The sequence below is a fragment of the Eubacterium sp. An3 genome, assembly GCF_002159465.1.
GTDB lineage: Bacteria > Bacillota > Clostridia > Lachnospirales > Lachnospiraceae > Anaerobutyricum > Anaerobutyricum stercoris.
Genome location: NZ_NFIR01000001.1, coordinates 180,050 through 199,147, shown reverse-complemented (window position 1 = coordinate 199,147; position 19,098 = coordinate 180,050). Strand labels below are relative to the sequence as shown.

Below are 19,098 nucleotides of genomic sequence, written 5' to 3'. Positions count from 1 at the left end.
TCACCTCTTAATTATTTCATTCTGATATGGAGACCATCCTTTAATACACATCTTCTCTTACGGCAGAATGATTTGGCAGATGTCAGACCCTCACCGGTAGGACCTGCGATGGTAAATGTGGTGTATCCCATTCCGCCAACGCCGATACCAGCATAAGATGGGCCGTTCTTAACGAAAATAGTAGTTTCGATTTCTTTTGCCATCTTGGTAAGCTTATCTACATTTCTGGAATGCATCATTGCTGTATGTCTGTTGCCGTGCTCTACTTCTACGGCAAACTCAATCGCTTCATCAACGTTTGCTACACGAACGATTGGAAGGATAGGCATCATCAGCTCAACCTGAACGAATGGGTGATCCTTAGGAGCTTCCATGATAATACATTTTACTTCCGGACCAACTTTGATTCCCACTTTGTCAAGGATATACTGTGCGCTCTTACCAACAAAGTTTACATTTGGTTTCTTTCCATCGTTTGTAACCATCTCAACCATCTTCTGGATGATTTCCGGATCTTTCACTTCATATGCACCGTTGTTCTTCATATTGAAAATCAGGTAATCAGCAATCTGATCAACTGCGATAACTTCTTTCTCTGCGATACATGGAAGGTTGTTATCAAAAGAACATCCGTTTACGATATCAACGGCAGCTTTCTCGATATCTGCTGTCTCGTCAACAACAACAGGAGGGTTACCTGCGCCAGCGCCGATAGCCTTTTTACCTGTGGACATAACAGCTTTTACGATTCCAGGGCCACCTGTAGCAACCAGCATACGAACCTTTGGATGCTGCATCATGATATTGGTGTTCTCAATGGATGGCTCTTTTACAGTAACAATCAGGTTTCTCGGAGCGCCTAATTCTTCCAGCTTAGCATTGATCTTTTTGATCAGCCAGATGGAAACGCCTTTGGAACGTGGATGTGGGCTGAATACTACAGTATTTCCGCCTGCCAGCATTCCGATGGAGTTACAGATAACTGTCTCTGTAGGGTTTGTGGTAGGTGCGATTGCTCCGATAACACCAAACGGGCAGTACTCTACTAATGTAAGTCCGTCGTCTCCGGATAATGCTTCTGTAGTCAGATCTTCGATTCCTGGAGATTTCTCAGCAGCCAGTCTGTTTTTGATCAGTTTATATTCATAAGCTCCCATGCCGCTCTCTTCTACGGCAAGTTTGCTCATGTATTCCAGGTTTTCTTTCTGGCAAACTACTTCTCTGATTCCCTCAACAAATCTCTGTCTGTCGGACATGGAGTAGTTCATATATTCTTTCTGTGCTTTAGCAGATGCCTCGATCGCGTCGTCCATTGTCTCGAAAATACCATAGGTATAATCGTCGGCAGGGCAAGCGGATTCAACATCTGTTAAAACCTTTTTCACAACTTTTTCAATTAATTGAACATCAATATTCATTATGCATTTCCTCCTTGCATTTTTTCTAATGCATATGTAGCGACTGCCATATCTTCCTCGGCAGTACCTCCACTGACGCCGATAGCACCGATTACTTTGCCATCAACTTCAATCGGATATCCACCGCCAAAACATACAATCCTGCCATCTCCGGAGTTATGAAGGCTCCACAGGCTGTCACCAGGCTTGGTGACATCAGCAAGGGCTGCAGTCGGACACTTAAGAGCACATGCGGTATATGCTTTATCCTGTGATACTTTTACGCTGATCAGCAGAGCCCCTTCCATTCTCTGGAAGTACAGAAGGTTACCTCCCTCATCCACTGCGGAAAAGACCATAGGCACACCGATTTCATTTGCTTTTTCTTCCACAAATTCAGCCATCTTTTTCAGGCTCTTTAAAGACATGTCCATCTTGCATTCTCCTTTATTGCCGTCGCCTCCCATGGTTTCTTTCACCACTTTGCGCACTGCCTCTTTGAGCTCCTCGATTTCCTGCTGCTGTGCTCTGGCTTCCTCAAGGCGCGCCATGGCAAAACATGCGTCTGAAAGACGATTGATATATTTACGTAATTCATCGCGAACAGGAATCTCCCTGGCAAGGGTTGTTATTTTTCTTTCCGCTCGTCTTACGACTGTCCTCGCCACATGCAAGGCTGCGGAAGATGGATTTACTCCAGGCACTACGAACTCGCGCATCAGTCCATTGACTTCCGTTGATTGATCGACAATATCTTCCAGGTATTTGATGTCTGCCTCTCCAATTTTGTCCTTAAGCATCTCCATGCCCCGCTCATCGGACGCGAATTCTGCTCCTGCCTGGAACATTCTTTTCTGAATATGATTGATATATTCTCTGATATCCGGTGACTCAGTCTGGGCGTAAGCTACTCCCAATGCGGAAATAGCTTCGTCGATGGTTCCATAGACATCGACATTCAGGCTGTCTTTGTCCACTCTGGAACCGCCGTATAAACCTGTTGTACCTTTGTCACCTGTCTTTGTATAAATATTAGCCATACATTCACACCTTTAACACTGTGACACTTCCACGGTATCCACAATACCAACGATTGCGGCATCAACAGGAAGACTGTTTTTCTTGTCACCATCACCTGACATACGCGCCGAACTGCCTCCAACGACAATTACGGTTTCGCCATCACCGGCTCCAACAGTATCGACGGCAATTTCGGTCTGCTTTTTAGCTGTAAGGTCCTGATTGATCTTTTCGACGATCAGAAACTTACATCCGGTCAGACTGGGGCATTTTACAGTAGATACCACTGTGCCAATTACTTTACCTAAATACATGTCTTCACCTACTTTACTCTCTGACAATCGTGATACCACGATTGTATGCTTCGTCATTTGCAAGACCTGTCACAACCGCGTCAGCTCCCACAATAATGGTTTTATATCTTGCATTTTTGGCAATATCCACACGGCCGATGACCTTTTTATCCAGCTTAATGCTGGCTGCCTCTGCCGCCGCACTGCCACTGCAAGTCGGTTTTGCTGCTTTTTCGTTTTTTACCTGCGCCGGTTTCACGTCTGAATCCGGAGACGGGAAATCAAAACTTGCAGCATATACTTTATTTACTTTCTCAAACAGATTATCGTCTACAGTGAGATGGATTCCGTAGGACTGCAGCGCCTCAAGATTACTGCGCATCCGCATCTTGTAAGCGTCGGTCACCTTGAATCCAATCTTCGCTCTGACCTCGTTATCCGGACAGCAGCCGTCAACGGCAGCCACAATCGGTTTACCCGTGGCCATGGCTCTGGAAATCATATTCGTGAGCAAATTATCACTGATGCAGTTTGCCACCTTTGCAGCCGTATTAATGGTCAGCGCAGGCACGATCACGAACTGATTATCGTCAATAATCTGTCTTCCATTTACCGGAGCGCCCTCAACATAAATGGCATCCGGACCAATATCATTCTGGATACGTTCTTTTGTAAGAACTTCGTCAGCAGCCTTTGACATTACAACTGTCAGTTTCCAGCCATCTTTTTTCAGCTCTTTCAGGGATCTTACCGCATCGGCATATCCGATCAGCGCTCCTGAAAAAAGCACTGCCGCCTGCTTGCAGGCATCCATATATCTCAGAACGATCTGGTCAGAAATATATTCCACAATGGTTGACATAAGCGCATTCTCAAATTCGTTTCTATTCATTATGCCACCTATTGTCTGTTACAGTTCATGGCAATTCCAAGAGGTGTTACCAGTAATGGCTCCTTTGGCTTGATTGTCTTAATTCCGGTTTCTTTCTCAAAGACACTCTCGAACTTCTTAAAGCTGCAGGCACCGCCCACAACATAGATCACGTCCACATCATATCCCTGAATAAACCGGGAAACAATGGCAGCCATCTTCTCTATTACCGGTTTCACGACCGGAAATACCAGCACCTCCTGTTTCGGATCCTTCTTGATTCTCTCCGCTTCCTCAAAAGTACATCCCAGACTTCCGGCAAGAACCAGAGTCATGTGCGTACCTCCTGTCGGTTCATCGGCCGTAAAAACTACCTTTCCGTCTTTCAGAATACTGATACCGGTCGTTCCGCCACCGACGTCCACCACTGCTCCGTCTGTAATTCCCAGAACAGAGGCCGCAGCCGTAGGTTCGTCAATGACATTGACCACGTCCAGTCCGACAGATTCCACAACGTTGGAGATAACTTTTACGTTGCCGGATATAATTCCCGGAGGAATGGCTGTAGCCGCCTCGCGGAACTCTACGCCCATCATTTCCTCCAGCCGGTTTTTCATATTCTGAACCGCTCTGGATGCACCGAGAAAATCAACAACGATACCATCCCGGACAACTGTAGAAGGATAAGAAGCCCCTGCGATCGGGGTATTGTTGGCGTCCACCACAGAAACCACAATATTTGCCGTTCCCAGATCCACACCCAGTCTCAATTCTCCTTCATACGGTCGAAATTCTTCATTTTTAATCAGCTCTGAAAAGCCGACCAAAACATCATTATAATTATTCATGCATTCTGCCTCATAGGTCTACCATATTCTGCCACTATATACCGTTGTCGGTAGACTGCGACATATCAAGGTCAAATCAGGTGCGATGTGATACCGCACCTGATTCGTACCTGAGTATTACGATCTGATTGCAATTCACACGATATATCAGACATCCGGTATTTCATTCATACTGTTGTATGCACCGGTTATGCCGGATTATTTATCTGTGTTCTTTTTCTTTCTAGATCTTCCGCTTCTTCTATTTCCTGTTGATGGTTTCTTGGCAGGAGCATCTGTGTCGGTTACATCTTCTGCTTTTTTCTCCTCGGCAGGCGCAGGTTCTTCCTTGGTCTCTTCCTCAGGAGCTGCGACCGGGGCTTCTTCAGCCTCAGGAGCTACAACCGATTCCGTTTCCTCCGGTTTTGTTTCTGCTTCTGCTGGAGCTTCTTCCGGCTGGACTTCCGTTGCCTGCGGAGCTTCCTCTGCTGGAGCTTCCACTTCCTGTGGAGCCTCCGGCTCTGTCTCCTCAGCTTTTGGATCCTCTTCCGGCTGAACTTCCGCTGAATCTGTTTCCTTTTTATCAGATGTCTTATCCTCAAGCTCTTCAACTACAGGCGGTTCAGGTGCTTCTTCCATTGGCGTCTCTGCCTTTGGCTCTTCTTTCGGCTTCCAGTTCTTAACCAGAACAGGCTTCTTGCTGTCGCCCACCGGACGATATCCTTCTGCCAGAGCAATCTCTCCTCCTACGGTCTCCCTGTTATCCACAAGAAGCGCCCGCATGCTAGGAGCCGGTCTTGCTTTCAGAAGTACGCTCTTTGTTCCGCTTAATGATCCCTGTACAGCCTCTGCTGCTTTTTTACCCGCTTCCACTGCTGCTTTGCAGGCTCCGACATTACCCTCGACTTTTACGGTACACATACCGTCGCCTTTTGCATACTCAAAACCCAGCAATTTGACATTGGCAGATTTGACTGCCGCATCCGCAGCCGCCACGCAGGCCGCCAGGCCAAAGGTTTCAATAAAACCAATACTTTTGTCAGCCACCTTTACACCTCCTTACTTTCCAGATTATAACTTATAGACTAGTCCAGACTCCGGAACGGCATCTTCTTTACAAGCCGCGCCGCGTTGGAACCGATATTCCTGAACTGGTCTGTCTGATAAAACTTAATTCTAAAAAGAGGGGCCGCTTTATCTAGCTTTTCATACTGAAGAACAACGCCTTCTTTGCTGATTCCAACGCCCACCCCTAATCTTGAATCCAAGCTGGCATTCCGGGCAAGTTCCAGAACGTCCGAACAATGCTCTGCCTGAATATCATAGGGGATACCTTCTTCTTCAATCCCAAGAAGAACTCCGGAAAAATCAGCCAAAGAAAGATTATCACAGTCATAAAAAACTTTTATTGAAGGTCTTGTATTTATTCCTGTATTACTTCCTTCCATTTTCAATCTCCCATATCAGAACAAGACATTGCAAGTCCTGTTGCCACCGCATTTCGAGGTCCCTCGCATCCGCGAATATTACCCCGGCCAGCTACTATATTATATTGTGATAATGCATCAGTTACGAGAGTCGGCACCTCAAAGTCCAGTGCAGAACCGCCGACTAATACTACAAATTCAATATCTCTTACATTTCCCGTCGGGCTGACCTTAGCCAGTGAACGGATTGCATTTGTAACAAATACTTTTCGCTTTGCATTAGTCCGTACCAGTTTGATCTTCTCAAGGGAGGAAAATCCCTCAAGCGGTACTAATTCTCCACCTTCCTTTACCAATACAACCTTAGCGAAAACATTCGGATCCAGCGGTTCCTCAAAGAACTGCACTGTACCGTCCTCATGACGAATGTGGAAAAGGCTCTCCACCTTTGCAAGAGGATATTTCTTAATGTCTTCCGCTGTGTTAAAGTCTTCAAGACCCAACTCAGATTGAATCAGGAGCGTCACCATATTGCCGGCACCTGCCAGATGAACCAGCTTAACGTCTCCTTCTTTATTCTTAATGGATGCGTCCGTCGAACCTGCGCCCATATCAACAATAGCAATCGGTACGTTTGTACCAGGTGTTGTCAAAGCACCTTTGATAGCCATGTCGGCTTCAACGCCGCCGACATATACAGGTATTTTCAATCTGTCAGTCAACTCTTCAGCGATCATCTGCATCTGCAGACGGTCCGCCTTAACCATGGCCGCGATACCAACTGCGCTCTCCAGTGAAAACTCATTGGCGAGACCTCCCTTTACCTGCTGCGGATTGTAGGTATCCACCGCCAGTAAATCCTGAATCTTGATATCTCTCGGATGCTGGTTTGTAAGATTTGACATAACCTGACGAACTTTTTCAAGCATTCCGCCGGCATTCGTTCCCGGTTCGCCTTTAATATCTTCGATGACATCTATGCTTTTTACGGCATCCATCATCTTTTCGGCGCCTTCGTCAACGCCAACCGTTACTTTTTTCTTTTTACCAATAATTTCAATGGAACCAGCAGGAATCCGTCTTTCCTTTACGTCTCCCTCTGGTGTTTTAATTACAACGGCCGAGCGGTTTCCGATCAGCGCCCGGGCAATCGGGACAACCTGCTTTGTTTCTTCCGGTGTCAGTTTGAAGAGCGTCGCAATACCGTACGGATTGGAGAGAACCTCAACCACTCCGCCAACAGCGGCAACCTCAACGGCACAATTCATGCCCAGCGGGACCTTATCGACCATTCCCACCTCATCGACAATCGGAATCTTTTTCTCAAGACGGTTGTTAATTAAAACGCCATCATCGCGCTGGACAATGGCACCTGTAATATTTAATATTTTATTATACTGGTTGATAATCCTTGCAGCGGCTTCAAAGGAAATACTTGACGGGATAACCACTATCACGTCCGAACCTGATTCCACCTTCTCCAGCTTTGTGATAAGCTGGGAGGTTCCGACACCAATCCCAATACCGCCAGGGGTATTGGGATTGTGTCCAATCATAGTTGATTCAGTGATAATAGTCTCGGTAATCGTTTCCATAGCAACATCACCGATTACGGGAGCTGCCTCATTCACGCGAACTTCATCCAGATCGCTGATATCAAGCCCAACCTTGTCCAAAGCGTGCTTCAGAGACTGGAAAACTCCGTGAATATTCTGTTTTGTTCCTTTGATTCCAGTGGTACCTGTGATACCACTGGAAAGAAACGTCACATGCTTTCCGTCGATTCTGGCAACGGCTGTTTCTGTTGTCGCATTGCCAATATCAACGCCCGCAACTAATTTCACTTTATATACCTCCGTTGTTTCCACTTACATGCGGTCTCAGGGAGTCATATGCAGCAACTGTACTGCATCTAAGCTTCCTTTATTTACCGCAGAAGCTAATCAACTATTTTTTTAAACGTCCACGTTTTTCGTAGATGTCTGCAGCTTCTTTAACGAAGTTACCACAAACAGTAGCGCCATACTGGTTGATTAACTCATCACCGATAGCATATAACTCTGCTTTTGTGGAACGATAAGGTCTTAATGCATTGTAAATCTCAAGAAGTCTTGCATCTGGTACAGGGATTAACTCACCAGCTCTTCTTAAGTTTACTGCGAAGAATCCACGTCCTGCAGATTCAGCAACCTGAGCCTGTAATTCCAGAGTTTCTTTTGTAATACGGAAATCCTTAGCGTCTAAGGTACCATCGATAACGCCCTGTAATGTTAATTCATCCAGAGATTTACCTGATGCACTCTTGATCAACTCAGGTCTTTTTTCTCCGATAGGGTAATCTTCAACAGTTACTTTGCCTTCGCATTCGCAAGCTGCTGCAGAACCCTGCATGTTTTTAAGCACTTCCTGCATAATCTGTCTTACTAATAATTCCTGATCCACGATTGACACCTCCGTTTATTTAAATTCAACTTTAAGAGCTTTAGGAGCTTTATTTCTGTCAGCATGCTCTGTCTCTTTGATGTGCAGAACAGCGGATAAAGCCTGGTATTTCGGTCTTGCCATCTGATCATTTCTTACCGGTACAGGGTTTGGAGATTCGCCTTTTGCATATTTAGCAGCGTTCTTACCAATTGCTCTGTATGTTTCAAGGTCAATCAGAGGGCACTGAGGGAATAATTCCAGGTTAGACAGCGGTGGGAGGTCTTTCTGATGGATTACAGTAGTACCTTTGGACTGAATACCAATACCAATGCCTGATCCAGATAACTCTGCTGCATCATGAGCTACGAATGATACGTCAGATGTTCTGTAAACTTTAACGATACGGCAAGCAACGCCTTCTTCCTCAAGACCAGCCATGATCTCTTTGATGATAGCTGCGTGAGGAATACCAACGATATTCTTTGTCTGGGAAGCGCCAAAAGCAGGAGCAACACCTAAAACAACTTCGTTAGGGTTTGTACCTTTCTGAGCATCGCCAACTTCTGTGATGGTCATGCCTTCGGAACAGGACTCTTCAGCTGCTGCTGCGGAAGTAGCGTTCATTTCTTTGAGAACTTCAGCGATAACGCTTTTTAATAATCTTTCATCAATTGCCATTATAGTTCACCTTCCTTAAAATAGACTAACTAATTAATCTTTGACGGGTCAACAGCTGTACGAATGTTGCTGAGTTTTGCCCACAGTTCTGGGCTGATCTGGTAACCGGTCATAGGTCCTTCGTAGCAGTTCGGGCTGTTAACAGCAGAAATTACGTGGAACTTATCATCAAGCATGGAAGCTGTATGTAAGTAGTCACCAACAACTTTAGCTTTCTGAATGTTGAAGATAGATTCTGCAACATCTTCAAATCCGCCTTTGTAAAGAGCTTTAACGAAGTCAATACCTGTTACGCCGCGCTCAAGCATTTCTGTAGCAGCTTTAAGGTCAGCAACAACGTCACGGTCAGGCATATCCTGTGATCCACGAGCGTATGTACCAGCTTCAACTTCTTCGTCAGTGATTTCAGGTAATCCTAATTCACGGAAGAGAGCCTGAATAGCTCTTGCAGCTTTATTACGAGCAGCAACAACTTCTTCTTCTGTAGCAGGAACAAGACCTGCGTCAACTTTTAAGTCACGCTGGATAACTACCCAGTCATCATAGTCGTCTGCATCCCAGTTGGATCCAGCGAACATGTTATCATAGTTAGGTGTAGCAGAATATCCGGAACAGATGTAGTCAGTTCCCGGGATAAACTGAGGAATGGAACGAGCAACTCTACGAAGATCAGAATGTGTGAATGTCTGGTCGTTGGAAGATGCGTTCTCAAGGTCAAGCATAGCAGCAATTAAGTTCTCACAAGCGATGGCACGAACACCGCCAGGTACGGCAGCAGGTACACCAACACAAGATACGGAACCGTTCTGAGTTCCCTGAACACCAGCACCACGGGTAACACCAAGACATCTAGCCTCAAGGTAAAGCATGGATTTTCCTTCTGCCATACCCATCTGAACCTCAGAACCGGTACCGGATGTAAATCTCATCTTAACACCACGGGAAGCGTAGCAGGAAGCCAGGAATGCTTTGGACCATGGAGTATCGTCACCATCCATGAATACGTCTTCTGTTCCGTATACGGAAACTGTCTCAGCGTAAGCTGTGTAACCTCTCATACCAAGGTCAAGCTCTGTAGCCTCTTCTACAGCACACTGTGTAAGAATACCAGGACGTCCAACGTTAGCACCAAGCATGATAGCGATAGCATTGAAAGGAGCGTAACGAACGATACCAACTGTTGTCTCCATCTCAGCGAAACCACGAACAGCTGCCTCAGCTGCGTCTGCTGCAATCTGGATCATGTTGTCTTTTACGTTTGTAACGTGACACTGGTTAGCTGGTTTTAATCTACATCTCATCTTGGTAATACCCATCATTGTCTCAAGAACATTCAGGTTACCAACGATCTCTACTAATTTAGCAGGTGTAACTGCTGTTGTGTATTTCAGACACTCAGCTCTGTTTACGTTGATGTCAACGAGCATACGAGCGATTTCCAGAGAATCTTTAGCCATAGCTTCCTCTGCGAAATCAAGGTTAATAGCGTATTTAGCGATGAAAGCATCGAGCATATCAAACTCGTCTTTTGTTTTTCCATCCATCTCTACTACTTCGCCGTTCTCGATCTTGATAGAAGGAGTAGGGTCATATGGGCTGTTCATCGCAATAAATCCAACTTCTGGCCACTCTAAAGCGTAGCCGTCCTGATTAACAGGTCTTTGATCTAAATATTCAAAACGTTTACTTCTCACGGTCTCAACACCTCTCAATTTCTCAATTAAACTTTCTTCTATACTATTTAACAGAAGCTCCGATATCTGTCTGTCCGTTCATAATTATGTATACAGATATCACATTTACTTGTTACCTCACGCGTCTCTCATCCCGCATAAGGATCATTAAAAATCAAAGCGTTATCTTAGATATAAGGAACAGTAGTGGATTCCAGCGGCTCGTTCGGCTCTAAAGCTTTCAGTAACTGTTTTCCAACTTCTCTTGCGCCGATGATAGCCTGTCTAACTGCACCTGAATCTCCAGTAAAGAAGAAGTTAACCTCGTTGGAGAAGGATGTTCCGCCGTTACCTGGGGTAGCGATAGCGATAGGATCAATTGTAGCAGTCTTAGCAGCTGTATCCGCTAATACAACACCGATACCAGCAGGAGCACCTACGGTGATACCGAATGCTTTACCAACAACAGCGCCGAATGCTTTCTCTAAGCAGTAGGAAGCACGTGCTGTGTACTGGAACTCCAGATGTCCAGCGGAGTTGCCGTATACATCACCCATCTGTTTCTCAACAAAGCTTAATGCAACCTCTACAGCTCTTCTTGCATCGGATACATCCTCAGCACCGAAGATTGTTAAGGAACCATGTCCAGCGCCGCCTTCTGTATCTCTTGGGCACTCGCAAAGAACAATCTCAGTATTTGTAGCTTTTACAGCTTCGTCACATGCAAAAATCTGTGGGCCTGCACCAACACGGTCGGAAATAATACCGATAGAACGGTATTTAGGATCGATTTTCAGTAATTCATGAACGCTGTAGTCAAGGTTAGCAATAACAAGACCGATTGTATGGCCTAATGCTGTTCCAACATACTCTGTTAATCCGCAAAGATCTTCGTTGATTCCCTTAGGTGTTGGAGCTGCGATAGTTGTATCATTAGCGAAAGCACTTTCAGCCTGAGTGCCACCCATTTTTTTCATAACTTCGTCCATGATTTTAGCCATCATTTCATCTTTCATTGAATTATACCTCCATTAATAATTGATCAGACTAGGACTAAACTTATTGTGGTAAGATTTTTTCTACGTCTGTATGTGGTCTTGGGATTACATGGCTGGATACAACAGTACCTACTTTGTCAGCAGCAACAGTACCTGCATCAACAGATGCTTTAACAGCTCCTACATCACCTCTAACCATAACAGTAACTAAACCAGATCCGATTTTTTCATATCCCACCAGTGTTACGTTTGCTGATTTAACCATGGAATCGGCTGCTTCGATTGCGCCAACCAAACCTTTGGTCTCAATCATTCCTAAAGCTTCTTTCTGCATAATTGACCTCCTTATAAAAATTCTTGTCTGTCTGGATAGGACAGACTACCTTTGGTTGATTTACAGGATAGTATCATTATATAGCAACTTTCACAAAATTACTTGGCGTTTTCCTATAATTTTTAGCCTTTAAATATATATAATATTCTGAAAGCCAAACTTCGACATGATACTTTGTTGACATTTTTTCACCTGCACTGCAAAACAATTCCGTATGATATGTCTATTATTTTGCAATGTGGTCAAGAATCTTGTTGACGTCGTCCGCCGTAACCTTTCTCGGGTTAGCCTGGGTGCATGCGTCTGCCAGAGCCCGGCGTACGATCTCGTCTCTGTTAGCCTCAAACTCCTCGAGGGTAACGCCACATTCTGTGATACACATCGGACGGTCCATGTATTTCAGAAGACGGTTGATCTCTGAAATCAGGTTGGACACACCCACCTTAACTGTCGGCGCCGGCAGCCCTACGATACGGGCAAGCTTCTGGTATTTTTTTGCCGAATCATTGCTGTGTTTTGCCGCTTCTCTGTCCATATCCGCATTGAAATAGATGACATGCGGAAGCACAAGCGCGTTGGCACGGCCGTGAGGAATGTGGAAAATAGCTCCAAGTGCATGAGCGATACCATGGTTCAGTCCCAGATTAACAAGGCTGAACGCCATTCCCGCCAGGCAGGATGCCCGGTGCATTTTGTCCCTCGCCTTGATATCATACCCGTTGCGGTATGCCTTCGGCAGATATTCAAAGGCCAGCTCCATGGCTTTTTCCGCCAGACAGTCGGAACAGTCGCTGGCTGTCTCGGACACATACGCCTCAATGGCGTGGGTAATTACGTCCATGCCGGTATCCGCCGTGATAAATGGCGGCGCTGATTTGACCAGTTCCGGATCGAGGATCGCGATATCCGGCATCAGACTCTCGTCGATAAGAGGGATCTTCACGCCGGTTTTGGAATCGGTAACCACCGCAAACTGCGTCACCTCAGAACCTGTGCCGCTGGTGGTCGGAAGGGCAATCAGCTTAATCTTCTTTGTGCTCTCCGGATTCTGTGCAAGTTCAATCTTTCTCGCCATGAAAACGATGGCCTTCGCCGCGTCTATGGAAGAACCTCCTCCCAGCGCGACAACCACGTCGCAGTCTTTGTCCTGAAGGAAATCGATTCCTCTCTCGATCAAATCCATCGGCGGGTCAGGAATTACCTCGTCAAATACGGAAACTGAATTACAGTTTGACAACTTTTTAAGGATAATGTCAGCCATCCCCGAATCCACCATGAACTTGTCCGTGATAAGAACCGCGTTCTCATCCTTCTCTTCAAGCAGAGCGTCAATGGCATCCTCACTGAAAAGCACTTCAGTGGAAAGCTTAAACCGTTTCATTTTCCTCCTCCTTTCTTACTCTGTATTTTTCTCTATACTCAGACGGCGTCAATCCGGTTTTCTTTTTGAAAGCCTTGCTGAAATAATTCGCTTCATTGTACGCCAGATCCAAGGCAATATTAAGCACCGGTATATCGGTGTTCACAAGCATCTCCTTCGCCAGATCCATTTTGCGGTCTGTAACGTAGGTGATGAAATTCACCCCCATCTCTTTCTTGAAGATCTTGCTGAGATAGTAGGTGCTGATGTTGACGTGGTTGGCCACGTCCTCCAGGCTGATGCCCCGCTTTAAGTTTCTCTCTATGTAGTCCACGACGGACTTCATGCCGCCGTCGGACAGCTTCCCTTTGATGTTCATCTTATCAAAGAGAATATCAACCATCTTTACAACTTCATTGTAGGCATCATGTTTATTATTATAAAGCAGATATTTGATCTTAAGCTTCTCCATCTGCATTACAAGCTCGTTGGTATCACTGATATTGAGCTCCTCCGCGGTACGCACGATCATCTTTGCCAGATCCTGCAGCCGCTTGGAGATCACATTAACATCGTGATGTTCTAAATATAACTGGTCAATGTACTCTCTTAAAAGGTCTACAGTAGCTTTGTAAGAGCATTTTCTTAGTTCGACCTCAAGCTTTGACAACAATTTATTACTCTTATCGGTCTGAGGGCCTTCCCCAAGCCTTCCTGCGAAAGCCTTCACGGATTCAAGCAGCACCTCTTTACGGATAGGTTTCAGCAGAAAATCATCCACCTTCAGCTTGATCGCTTTGTGGGCGATATTAAAATCATCGTAGGCGGTGGTGATGATGATCACCGCCTGCGGCAGTTTCTTTCTGGCATATTTGATAACTTCCATGCCGTCGATACCAGGTATATTAATATCCACCAGAATAAGATTGATGTCACAATTTCCAATCATCTCCACGGCCTCGTACCCGCTTTTTGCCTCTCCGACGATCTCCACATCCGGCAGGTTCTCCTCCAGGAAGATCTTCATCGAGGTTCTCTCCAGTTCTTCGTCTTCCACTATTAAAATACGGTACAAAATGACACCGCCTTTCTACTGATTTTTCAACGGCACTTTAATGGTCACCTTCGTCCCCATGGACGGCTTGTTCTCGCTCTCGATCATGAGGGCATATTCATGCCCGAAATGATTGATCAGACGGCTGTTGATATTATAAATCCCCACGGCTCCTTCTTTTTCATTCTTGTAGGCGTCTCCCCGGAGAATACTGGTGATCTTCTCCGGCGCGATCCCGTCGCCGTCATCTATGATATCCACATACAGATCTTTATCTTCCCTGTGGGCTTTCACCTGAATCATGCCGCCGGACGCCCGGTTCTCCACCGCATGTTTGATGGAATTCTCCACGATGGTTGTCACTGACAGGAACGGCAGCTTCACCGTATAATATTCTTCCGGCACATCGATGCTGTACTGCATCCTGCTTCCCAGACGGATCTTCTGTATTTTCAGATAATTGACCACATAACCAATCTCATCACCCAGGGAACTCAGCGGCTGGCTGCTTTTGCGCAGAATATACCGCATCATATCAGAAAACGCATAGACCACATCTTCCGTCATCTTGGCATTTTCAAAAAATGCCAGGCGGCCGATGGTATTAAGCACATTAAAAAGAAAATGCGGATTAATCTGGTAGTGCAGAGCTTTAAGCTCTATCTCGCGCAGAGCCTTTTCCATCTCAATGCGCAGCTTCTCCTCCTTGATGAGCTTCAGATCCTTCTCCCGCAGCTCCGCATCCACCTTGTTGGCGTACTGTTTCTCCACGGAATAATTGTAGCTGTCGCAGAGAATCTGCGCCACCGCCAGTATTTTTTCCGTCGGCATGACCGCCACCTGTTTATAAAGCTTCATGAGCTCTTCATTTTCCTGCCATCCCTTGCTGGCAGGCGTAATCGGTTTCAGATCCTGAAAATCTGTACTGGTCACCTGTCCGGCAAGGATCGCTCCCACATACTGTCCCTTTATCATGATCGGAATCGCAAAGTCGATCAATCCGGCGTGGCAGATATAGGCATACGCTTTCCCGATTCTCTTGGCCTTTCTTCCTCCGCAGGCGTCACAGTAGTGGCACCTCTCCCTGAACTCGTCTATCTCCCGCAGTTTTTCACAAAAAGGAGTGAAATTACTGTATTCTGTTATCGGCGTTCCGTTACAGTCTACACTGACAAACGCAAGATTGGTCGCCTTCGCCCAATTATCCTGCAAATTCTGCAGCTCTTTCACATCTATGACATCTTCAATATAAATATTATTTCTATCTGCCAACGATCTGTCCTCCATCCACTGTAGTCACTTCACAAAACCCGGCAAGCTTTACTGATACCGCTTTCTTCTCCCCTTTTTCATCAAATACTGATACGCCCTCTCCGCACAGGCGCAGGCATCCTCCGTATAGCAGTCGGCGCCGATCTTTCTCGCCTGCTGCTCATCCAGAAAATATCCGCCCACCATAAAATACACCCGATTGCGAATGCCCCTGTCTTCAAATGCTTCCACAACCGCACGCATATCTTCCCCTGATTTGGATAATATTCCACTCATACATACGATCTGCGCCCGGCTGGCAATGGCCTCGTCCACAAACCGCCGGGGAGAAACGTCCACTCCCAGATCGACAACATGAATATTCTTACTTTCCATCATCATCTTCACAAGATTCTTTCCAATGTCATGCATATCGCCCTTTACTGTACCGAGAACAACCGTGCCCACCTCTTTGGAATTGCTGCTGCCGGTATAGCTTCTGAGCGACTGCACCCCCTTGTCAAGCGCTCTTGTGACACTTAATATCTCCGGGACTCCTACTTCTTCCCGTCGGAACTTCTCCGCAATCTGTCCCATTCCCGCCAGAAATCCGTCTTCCAGAATGCTCTGGGCGGAAATTCCTTCTTCCAGCGCCATTTTAACCAGGTCTGTCACCCGCTTACCCTGTCCTTTTTTCAGGGAATCAATAATCTCATCAATAATCGCGCTCATTTCTCTCCTCCACGCATCAAAGGACTCATTTATCCTTATTCTATACTTTTTTGCATGAAAAAGCAAATTATTATCGTATATTTTACAATCTTTTTTAATTATCCAAAATATTCCACAACTTTTCCTGGTAGAATACGACTAATTTTATTCAAGAAATAGATAGCTTCTGGCAAAAAAAGAAAAGAAACCGGAGAAAATGGTTCTCACGGTAAATATTTACCTGATTTTTCATTTTCTCTCGGTTTCTTTACAATAAACTACAGTATTTTATTGTTTCTTATAACCGTATACCGGCATTCTGTCTCATTACAAAAAGTATCAGCGAAGCTCTACCTTCTCCAGATGCCAGATATCGTGTACATACTCTTCGATGGTTCTGTCAGAGGAGAACTTGCCGCAGTGAGCAGTCTGCATCATCGCCATACGCGCCCAGCGTTTCTCATCGCGGTATGCCGCTTCCACTCTCTTCTGAGCTTCTTTGTAGGATTCAAAGTCTGCCAGAATGAAGTACATATCCTTCTGCATGAGAGTATCGTACAGCGGACGGAACAGATCCGGATTCTCCGGACAATAGAAGCCGTTGATCATCTGGGTCATTACCCGGCGGATATCATCATGGCTGTTGTACAGATCAGCCGGATGATAGTTTTTATTCTTCTCGTATTCCATAACCTGCTCCGCAGACATACCGAAGATGAAAGCGTTCTCTTCGCCAACTTCTTCCACGATCTCCACATTGGCGCCATCCATAGTTCCGATAGTCACCGCGCCGTTCAGCATGAACTTCATGTTTCCTGTTCCTGACGCCTCTTTGGAAGCGGTGGAAATCTGCTCGCTGACGTCGGCCGCCGCAAAGATAAGCTCTGCGTTGGATACACGGTAGTCTTCGATGAAGACAACCTTCACTCTGCCGTTGATGGCCGGGTCATTGTTCACACGGTCTGCCACGGCGTTGATGAGCTTGATGGTCAGCTTGGCTGTATCATAGCCTGCCGCCGCCTTGGCGCCGAAAACAAAGGTACGCGGCACGATATCCATCTCCGGATGCTCTTTGAGCAGGTTGTAAAGATGCATAACGTGCATGATGTTCATGAGCTGACGTTTGTACTCATGAAGTCTCTTTACCTGACAGTCAAAGATGGAACGAGGGTCCACATCGATGCCGTTGTGTTCTTTGATATATTTTGCAAGGCGAACCTTGTTCTGATATTTGATGTTCATAAACTCCTGCTGACACTTCTCATCGTCCACATAAACGCCCAGTTTGCCGATATGGGAGAGATCTGTGATCCAGTCGTCGCCGATCTTGTCGGTTACCCAGGAAGCCAGCAGAGGGTTTCCGTGAAGCAGGAATCTTCTCTGAGTGATACCGTTGGTTTTGTTGTTGAACTTCTCCGGCATCATCTCATAGAAATCTTTCAGTTCGCGTTTCTTGAGGATATCGGTATGCAGGCGTGCCACGCCGTTGACGGAAAAGCTTCCGGCGATGGCAAGATGAGCCATGCGCACCTGTCCGTCATAAAGGATTGCCATCTTGCGTACCTTTTCCTGGTCGCCCGGATATTTGGCCTGGATCTCCATGACAAAACGACGGTTGATCTCCTCCACGATCTGGTATACACGAGGAAGCAGTCTGGAGAACAGCTCGATTGGCCATTTCTCAAGAGCCTCCGCCATAATGGTATGGTTAGTGTAAGCACAGGTCTTTGTGGTCACATCCCACGCCTCTTCCCATGTGAGGTCCTCCTCATCCACGAGAATACGCATCAGCTCGGCAACTGCCACCGTCGGATGAGTATCATTCAGCTGGAAGGTCACTTTCTCATGGAACTTACGGATATCATCATGAGTCTCTTTGTATTTCTGTACCGCTCTCTGCACGGAAGCGGAGATGAAGAAATACTGCTGTTTCAGACGAAGCTCCTTACCTGCCATATGGTTATCGTTCGGGTAAAGCACTTCGCAAATGGTTCTCGCCAGGTTTTCCTGCTCCACTGCTTTCTGATACTCACCCTTATCAAAAGAATCCAGATTAAAAGTATTGATTGCTTCCGCATCCCAGATACGGAGAGTATTCACGATATGATTGCCATAGCCCACAACCGGCATATCATACGGTACGGCGCGGACGCTCTGATATCCTTTCTGCACGAACTTAGACCGTCCGTTGTGATTCTCCACATCCACATAGCCGCCGAACTTCACCTCAACAGAGTACTCGTCTCTTCTGATCTCAAACGGATTGCCGTTCTTTAACCAGTCATCCGGCGTCTCGATCTGATAGCCGTTCTCGATCTTCTGTTTAAACATACCATAGTGGTAGCGGATGCCGCAGCCGTATGCCGGATATCCCAGAGTAGCCAGGGAATCCAGGAAACATGCTGCCAGACGGCCGAGTCCGCCGTTGCCGAGAGCCGCATCCGGCTCCTGATCTTCGATCAGGTTCAAGTCAAGACCCATCTCCTCGAGAGCCTCGCGGACCTCGTCATAGCAGGTCAGGTTGATCATGTTATTACCCAGGGCACGGCCCATAAGAAACTCCATGGACATATAATACACCGTCTTTTTGTCCTGAGCGGCATACGCCTTATGGGTCTCGATCCAGTTATCAATAATATCATCTTTGATGGAGTAGGCTACCGCCTGATAAATCTGCTGCGGAGTTGCCTCTTCCAGTGTCCGGCGGAACAGCACACGAGTGTTTGCCTCCACCTCTTTTTTGAACTTCTTCTTGTTAAAGGTTGTTTTCTTAATCAATT

Annotated in this window: 18 protein-coding genes; all 18 read right to left on the bottom strand. The window is 46.2% G+C overall.

Annotated features, from left to right (window positions below):
- Nucleotides 1-11: 11 nt before the first annotated feature.
- The gene (locus tag B5F87_RS00905; RefSeq protein ID WP_087275421.1) at nt 12-1,418 is read right to left on the bottom strand and encodes an aldehyde dehydrogenase family protein; all 1,407 of its coding nucleotides are present in this window, start codon (nt 1,416-1,418) and stop codon (nt 12-14) included.
- Entirely contained in the window at nt 1,418-2,437 is a 1,020-nt protein-coding gene (locus tag B5F87_RS00900) for a cob(I)yrinic acid a,c-diamide adenosyltransferase (RefSeq protein WP_087275419.1), read from the bottom strand. The genes B5F87_RS00905 and B5F87_RS00900 overlap by 1 nt, the downstream gene beginning before the upstream one ends.
- A 12-nt stretch (nt 2,438-2,449) precedes the next feature.
- A complete protein-coding gene (locus B5F87_RS00895) occupies nt 2,450-2,731 on the bottom strand; it encodes a EutN/CcmL family microcompartment protein (protein WP_087275417.1) in 282 nt (93 codons plus the stop codon).
- 13 nt (nt 2,732-2,744) lie between these two features.
- Nucleotides 2,745-3,602 carry a flavoprotein gene (locus B5F87_RS00890; RefSeq protein ID WP_087275415.1) on the bottom strand — a complete coding sequence of 286 codons (858 nt, stop codon included), beginning with the start codon at nt 3,600-3,602 and terminating at the stop codon, nt 2,745-2,747.
- 8 nt (nt 3,603-3,610) lie between these two features.
- Nucleotides 3,611-4,429 carry an ethanolamine utilization protein EutJ gene (eutJ, locus tag B5F87_RS00885; protein ID WP_087275413.1) on the bottom strand — a complete coding sequence of 273 codons (819 nt, stop codon included), beginning with the start codon at nt 4,427-4,429 and terminating at the stop codon, nt 3,611-3,613.
- Between the two features lie 198 nt (nt 4,430-4,627).
- Nucleotides 4,628-5,455, bottom strand: a complete 828-nt coding sequence (locus tag B5F87_RS21570; protein ID WP_087275410.1) for a BMC domain-containing protein — start codon at nt 5,453-5,455, stop codon at nt 4,628-4,630.
- Nucleotides 5,456-5,493: 38 nt separating this feature from the next.
- Complete coding sequence (locus B5F87_RS00875; RefSeq protein WP_087275409.1) at nt 5,494-5,856, bottom strand: glycerol dehydratase reactivase beta/small subunit family protein; 363 nt, start codon at nt 5,854-5,856, stop codon at nt 5,494-5,496.
- A gap of 2 nt (nt 5,857-5,858) precedes the next feature.
- On the bottom strand, nt 5,859-7,679 hold the full coding sequence (locus B5F87_RS00870; RefSeq protein WP_087275407.1) for a diol dehydratase reactivase subunit alpha: 1,821 nt from the start codon (nt 7,677-7,679) through the stop codon (nt 5,859-5,861).
- Between the two features lie 103 nt (nt 7,680-7,782).
- Entirely contained in the window at nt 7,783-8,280 is a 498-nt protein-coding gene (locus B5F87_RS00865) for a diol dehydratase small subunit (RefSeq protein ID WP_343215715.1), read from the bottom strand.
- 12 nt (nt 8,281-8,292) lie between these two features.
- On the bottom strand, nt 8,293-8,937 hold the full coding sequence (locus B5F87_RS00860) for a propanediol/glycerol family dehydratase medium subunit (protein ID WP_087275401.1): 645 nt from the start codon (nt 8,935-8,937) through the stop codon (nt 8,293-8,295).
- Between the two features lie 29 nt (nt 8,938-8,966).
- On the bottom strand, nt 8,967-10,631 hold the full coding sequence (locus B5F87_RS00855; RefSeq protein ID WP_087275399.1) for a propanediol/glycerol family dehydratase large subunit: 1,665 nt from the start codon (nt 10,629-10,631) through the stop codon (nt 8,967-8,969).
- Nucleotides 10,632-10,798: 167 nt separating this feature from the next.
- Nucleotides 10,799-11,626 carry a propanediol utilization microcompartment protein PduB gene (gene pduB, locus B5F87_RS00850; RefSeq protein ID WP_087275397.1) on the bottom strand — a complete coding sequence of 276 codons (828 nt, stop codon included), beginning with the start codon at nt 11,624-11,626 and terminating at the stop codon, nt 10,799-10,801.
- 43 nt (nt 11,627-11,669) lie between these two features.
- Nucleotides 11,670-11,942, bottom strand: coding sequence for a propanediol utilization microcompartment protein PduA (gene pduA, locus B5F87_RS00845; protein ID WP_087275395.1), 273 nt, complete (start codon nt 11,940-11,942; stop codon nt 11,670-11,672).
- Between the two features lie 226 nt (nt 11,943-12,168).
- Nucleotides 12,169-13,323 carry a 1-propanol dehydrogenase PduQ gene (locus B5F87_RS00840; RefSeq protein ID WP_087275393.1) on the bottom strand — a complete coding sequence of 385 codons (1,155 nt, stop codon included), beginning with the start codon at nt 13,321-13,323 and terminating at the stop codon, nt 12,169-12,171.
- A complete protein-coding gene (locus B5F87_RS00835) occupies nt 13,310-14,377 on the bottom strand; it encodes a response regulator (RefSeq protein ID WP_090124500.1) in 1,068 nt (355 codons plus the stop codon). Before B5F87_RS00835 ends, B5F87_RS00840 begins: the two co-directional genes overlap by 14 nt.
- A 15-nt stretch (nt 14,378-14,392) precedes the next feature.
- The gene (locus B5F87_RS00830) at nt 14,393-15,628 is read right to left on the bottom strand and encodes a PocR ligand-binding domain-containing protein (protein ID WP_158096902.1); all 1,236 of its coding nucleotides are present in this window, start codon (nt 15,626-15,628) and stop codon (nt 14,393-14,395) included.
- Nucleotides 15,629-15,676: 48 nt separating this feature from the next.
- Nucleotides 15,677-16,339: a cobalamin-dependent protein gene (locus tag B5F87_RS00825; RefSeq protein WP_087275387.1), complete on the bottom strand. Its 663-nt coding sequence runs from the start codon at nt 16,337-16,339 to the stop codon at nt 15,677-15,679.
- Between the two features lie 318 nt (nt 16,340-16,657).
- The gene (locus B5F87_RS00820) at nt 16,658-19,096 is read right to left on the bottom strand and encodes a glycogen/starch/alpha-glucan phosphorylase (protein ID WP_087275385.1); all 2,439 of its coding nucleotides are present in this window, start codon (nt 19,094-19,096) and stop codon (nt 16,658-16,660) included.
- Between the last annotated feature and the right edge of the window lie 2 nt (nt 19,097-19,098).

What these genes read in the sequence shown, in the direction of transcription:
- pduB (WP_087275397.1), bottom strand. Translation starts at nt 11,626, where the DNA reads ATGAAAGATGAAATGATGGCTAAAATCATGGACGAAGTTATGAAAAAA.
- B5F87_RS00840 (WP_087275393.1), bottom strand. Translation starts at nt 13,323, where the DNA reads ATGAAACGGTTTAAGCTTTCCACTGAAGTGCTTTTCAGTGAGGATGCC.
- B5F87_RS00900 (WP_087275419.1), bottom strand. Translation starts at nt 2,437, where the DNA reads ATGGCTAATATTTATACAAAGACAGGTGACAAAGGTACAACAGGTTTA.
- B5F87_RS00905 (WP_087275421.1), bottom strand. Translation starts at nt 1,418, where the DNA reads ATGAATATTGATGTTCAATTAATTGAAAAAGTTGTGAAAAAGGTTTTA.
- B5F87_RS00895 (WP_087275417.1), bottom strand. Translation starts at nt 2,731, where the DNA reads ATGTATTTAGGTAAAGTAATTGGCACAGTGGTATCTACTGTAAAATGC.
- B5F87_RS00890 (WP_087275415.1), bottom strand. Translation starts at nt 3,602, where the DNA reads ATGAATAGAAACGAATTTGAGAATGCGCTTATGTCAACCATTGTGGAA.
- eutJ (WP_087275413.1), bottom strand. Translation starts at nt 4,429, where the DNA reads ATGAATAATTATAATGATGTTTTGGTCGGCTTTTCAGAGCTGATTAAA.
- B5F87_RS00875 (WP_087275409.1), bottom strand. Translation starts at nt 5,856, where the DNA reads ATGGAAGGAAGTAATACAGGAATAAATACAAGACCTTCAATAAAAGTT.
- B5F87_RS00825 (WP_087275387.1), bottom strand. Translation starts at nt 16,339, where the DNA reads ATGAGCGCGATTATTGATGAGATTATTGATTCCCTGAAAAAAGGACAG.
- B5F87_RS00860 (WP_087275401.1), bottom strand. Translation starts at nt 8,937, where the DNA reads ATGGCAATTGATGAAAGATTATTAAAAAGCGTTATCGCTGAAGTTCTC.
- pduA (WP_087275395.1), bottom strand. Translation starts at nt 11,942, where the DNA reads ATGCAGAAAGAAGCTTTAGGAATGATTGAGACCAAAGGTTTGGTTGGC.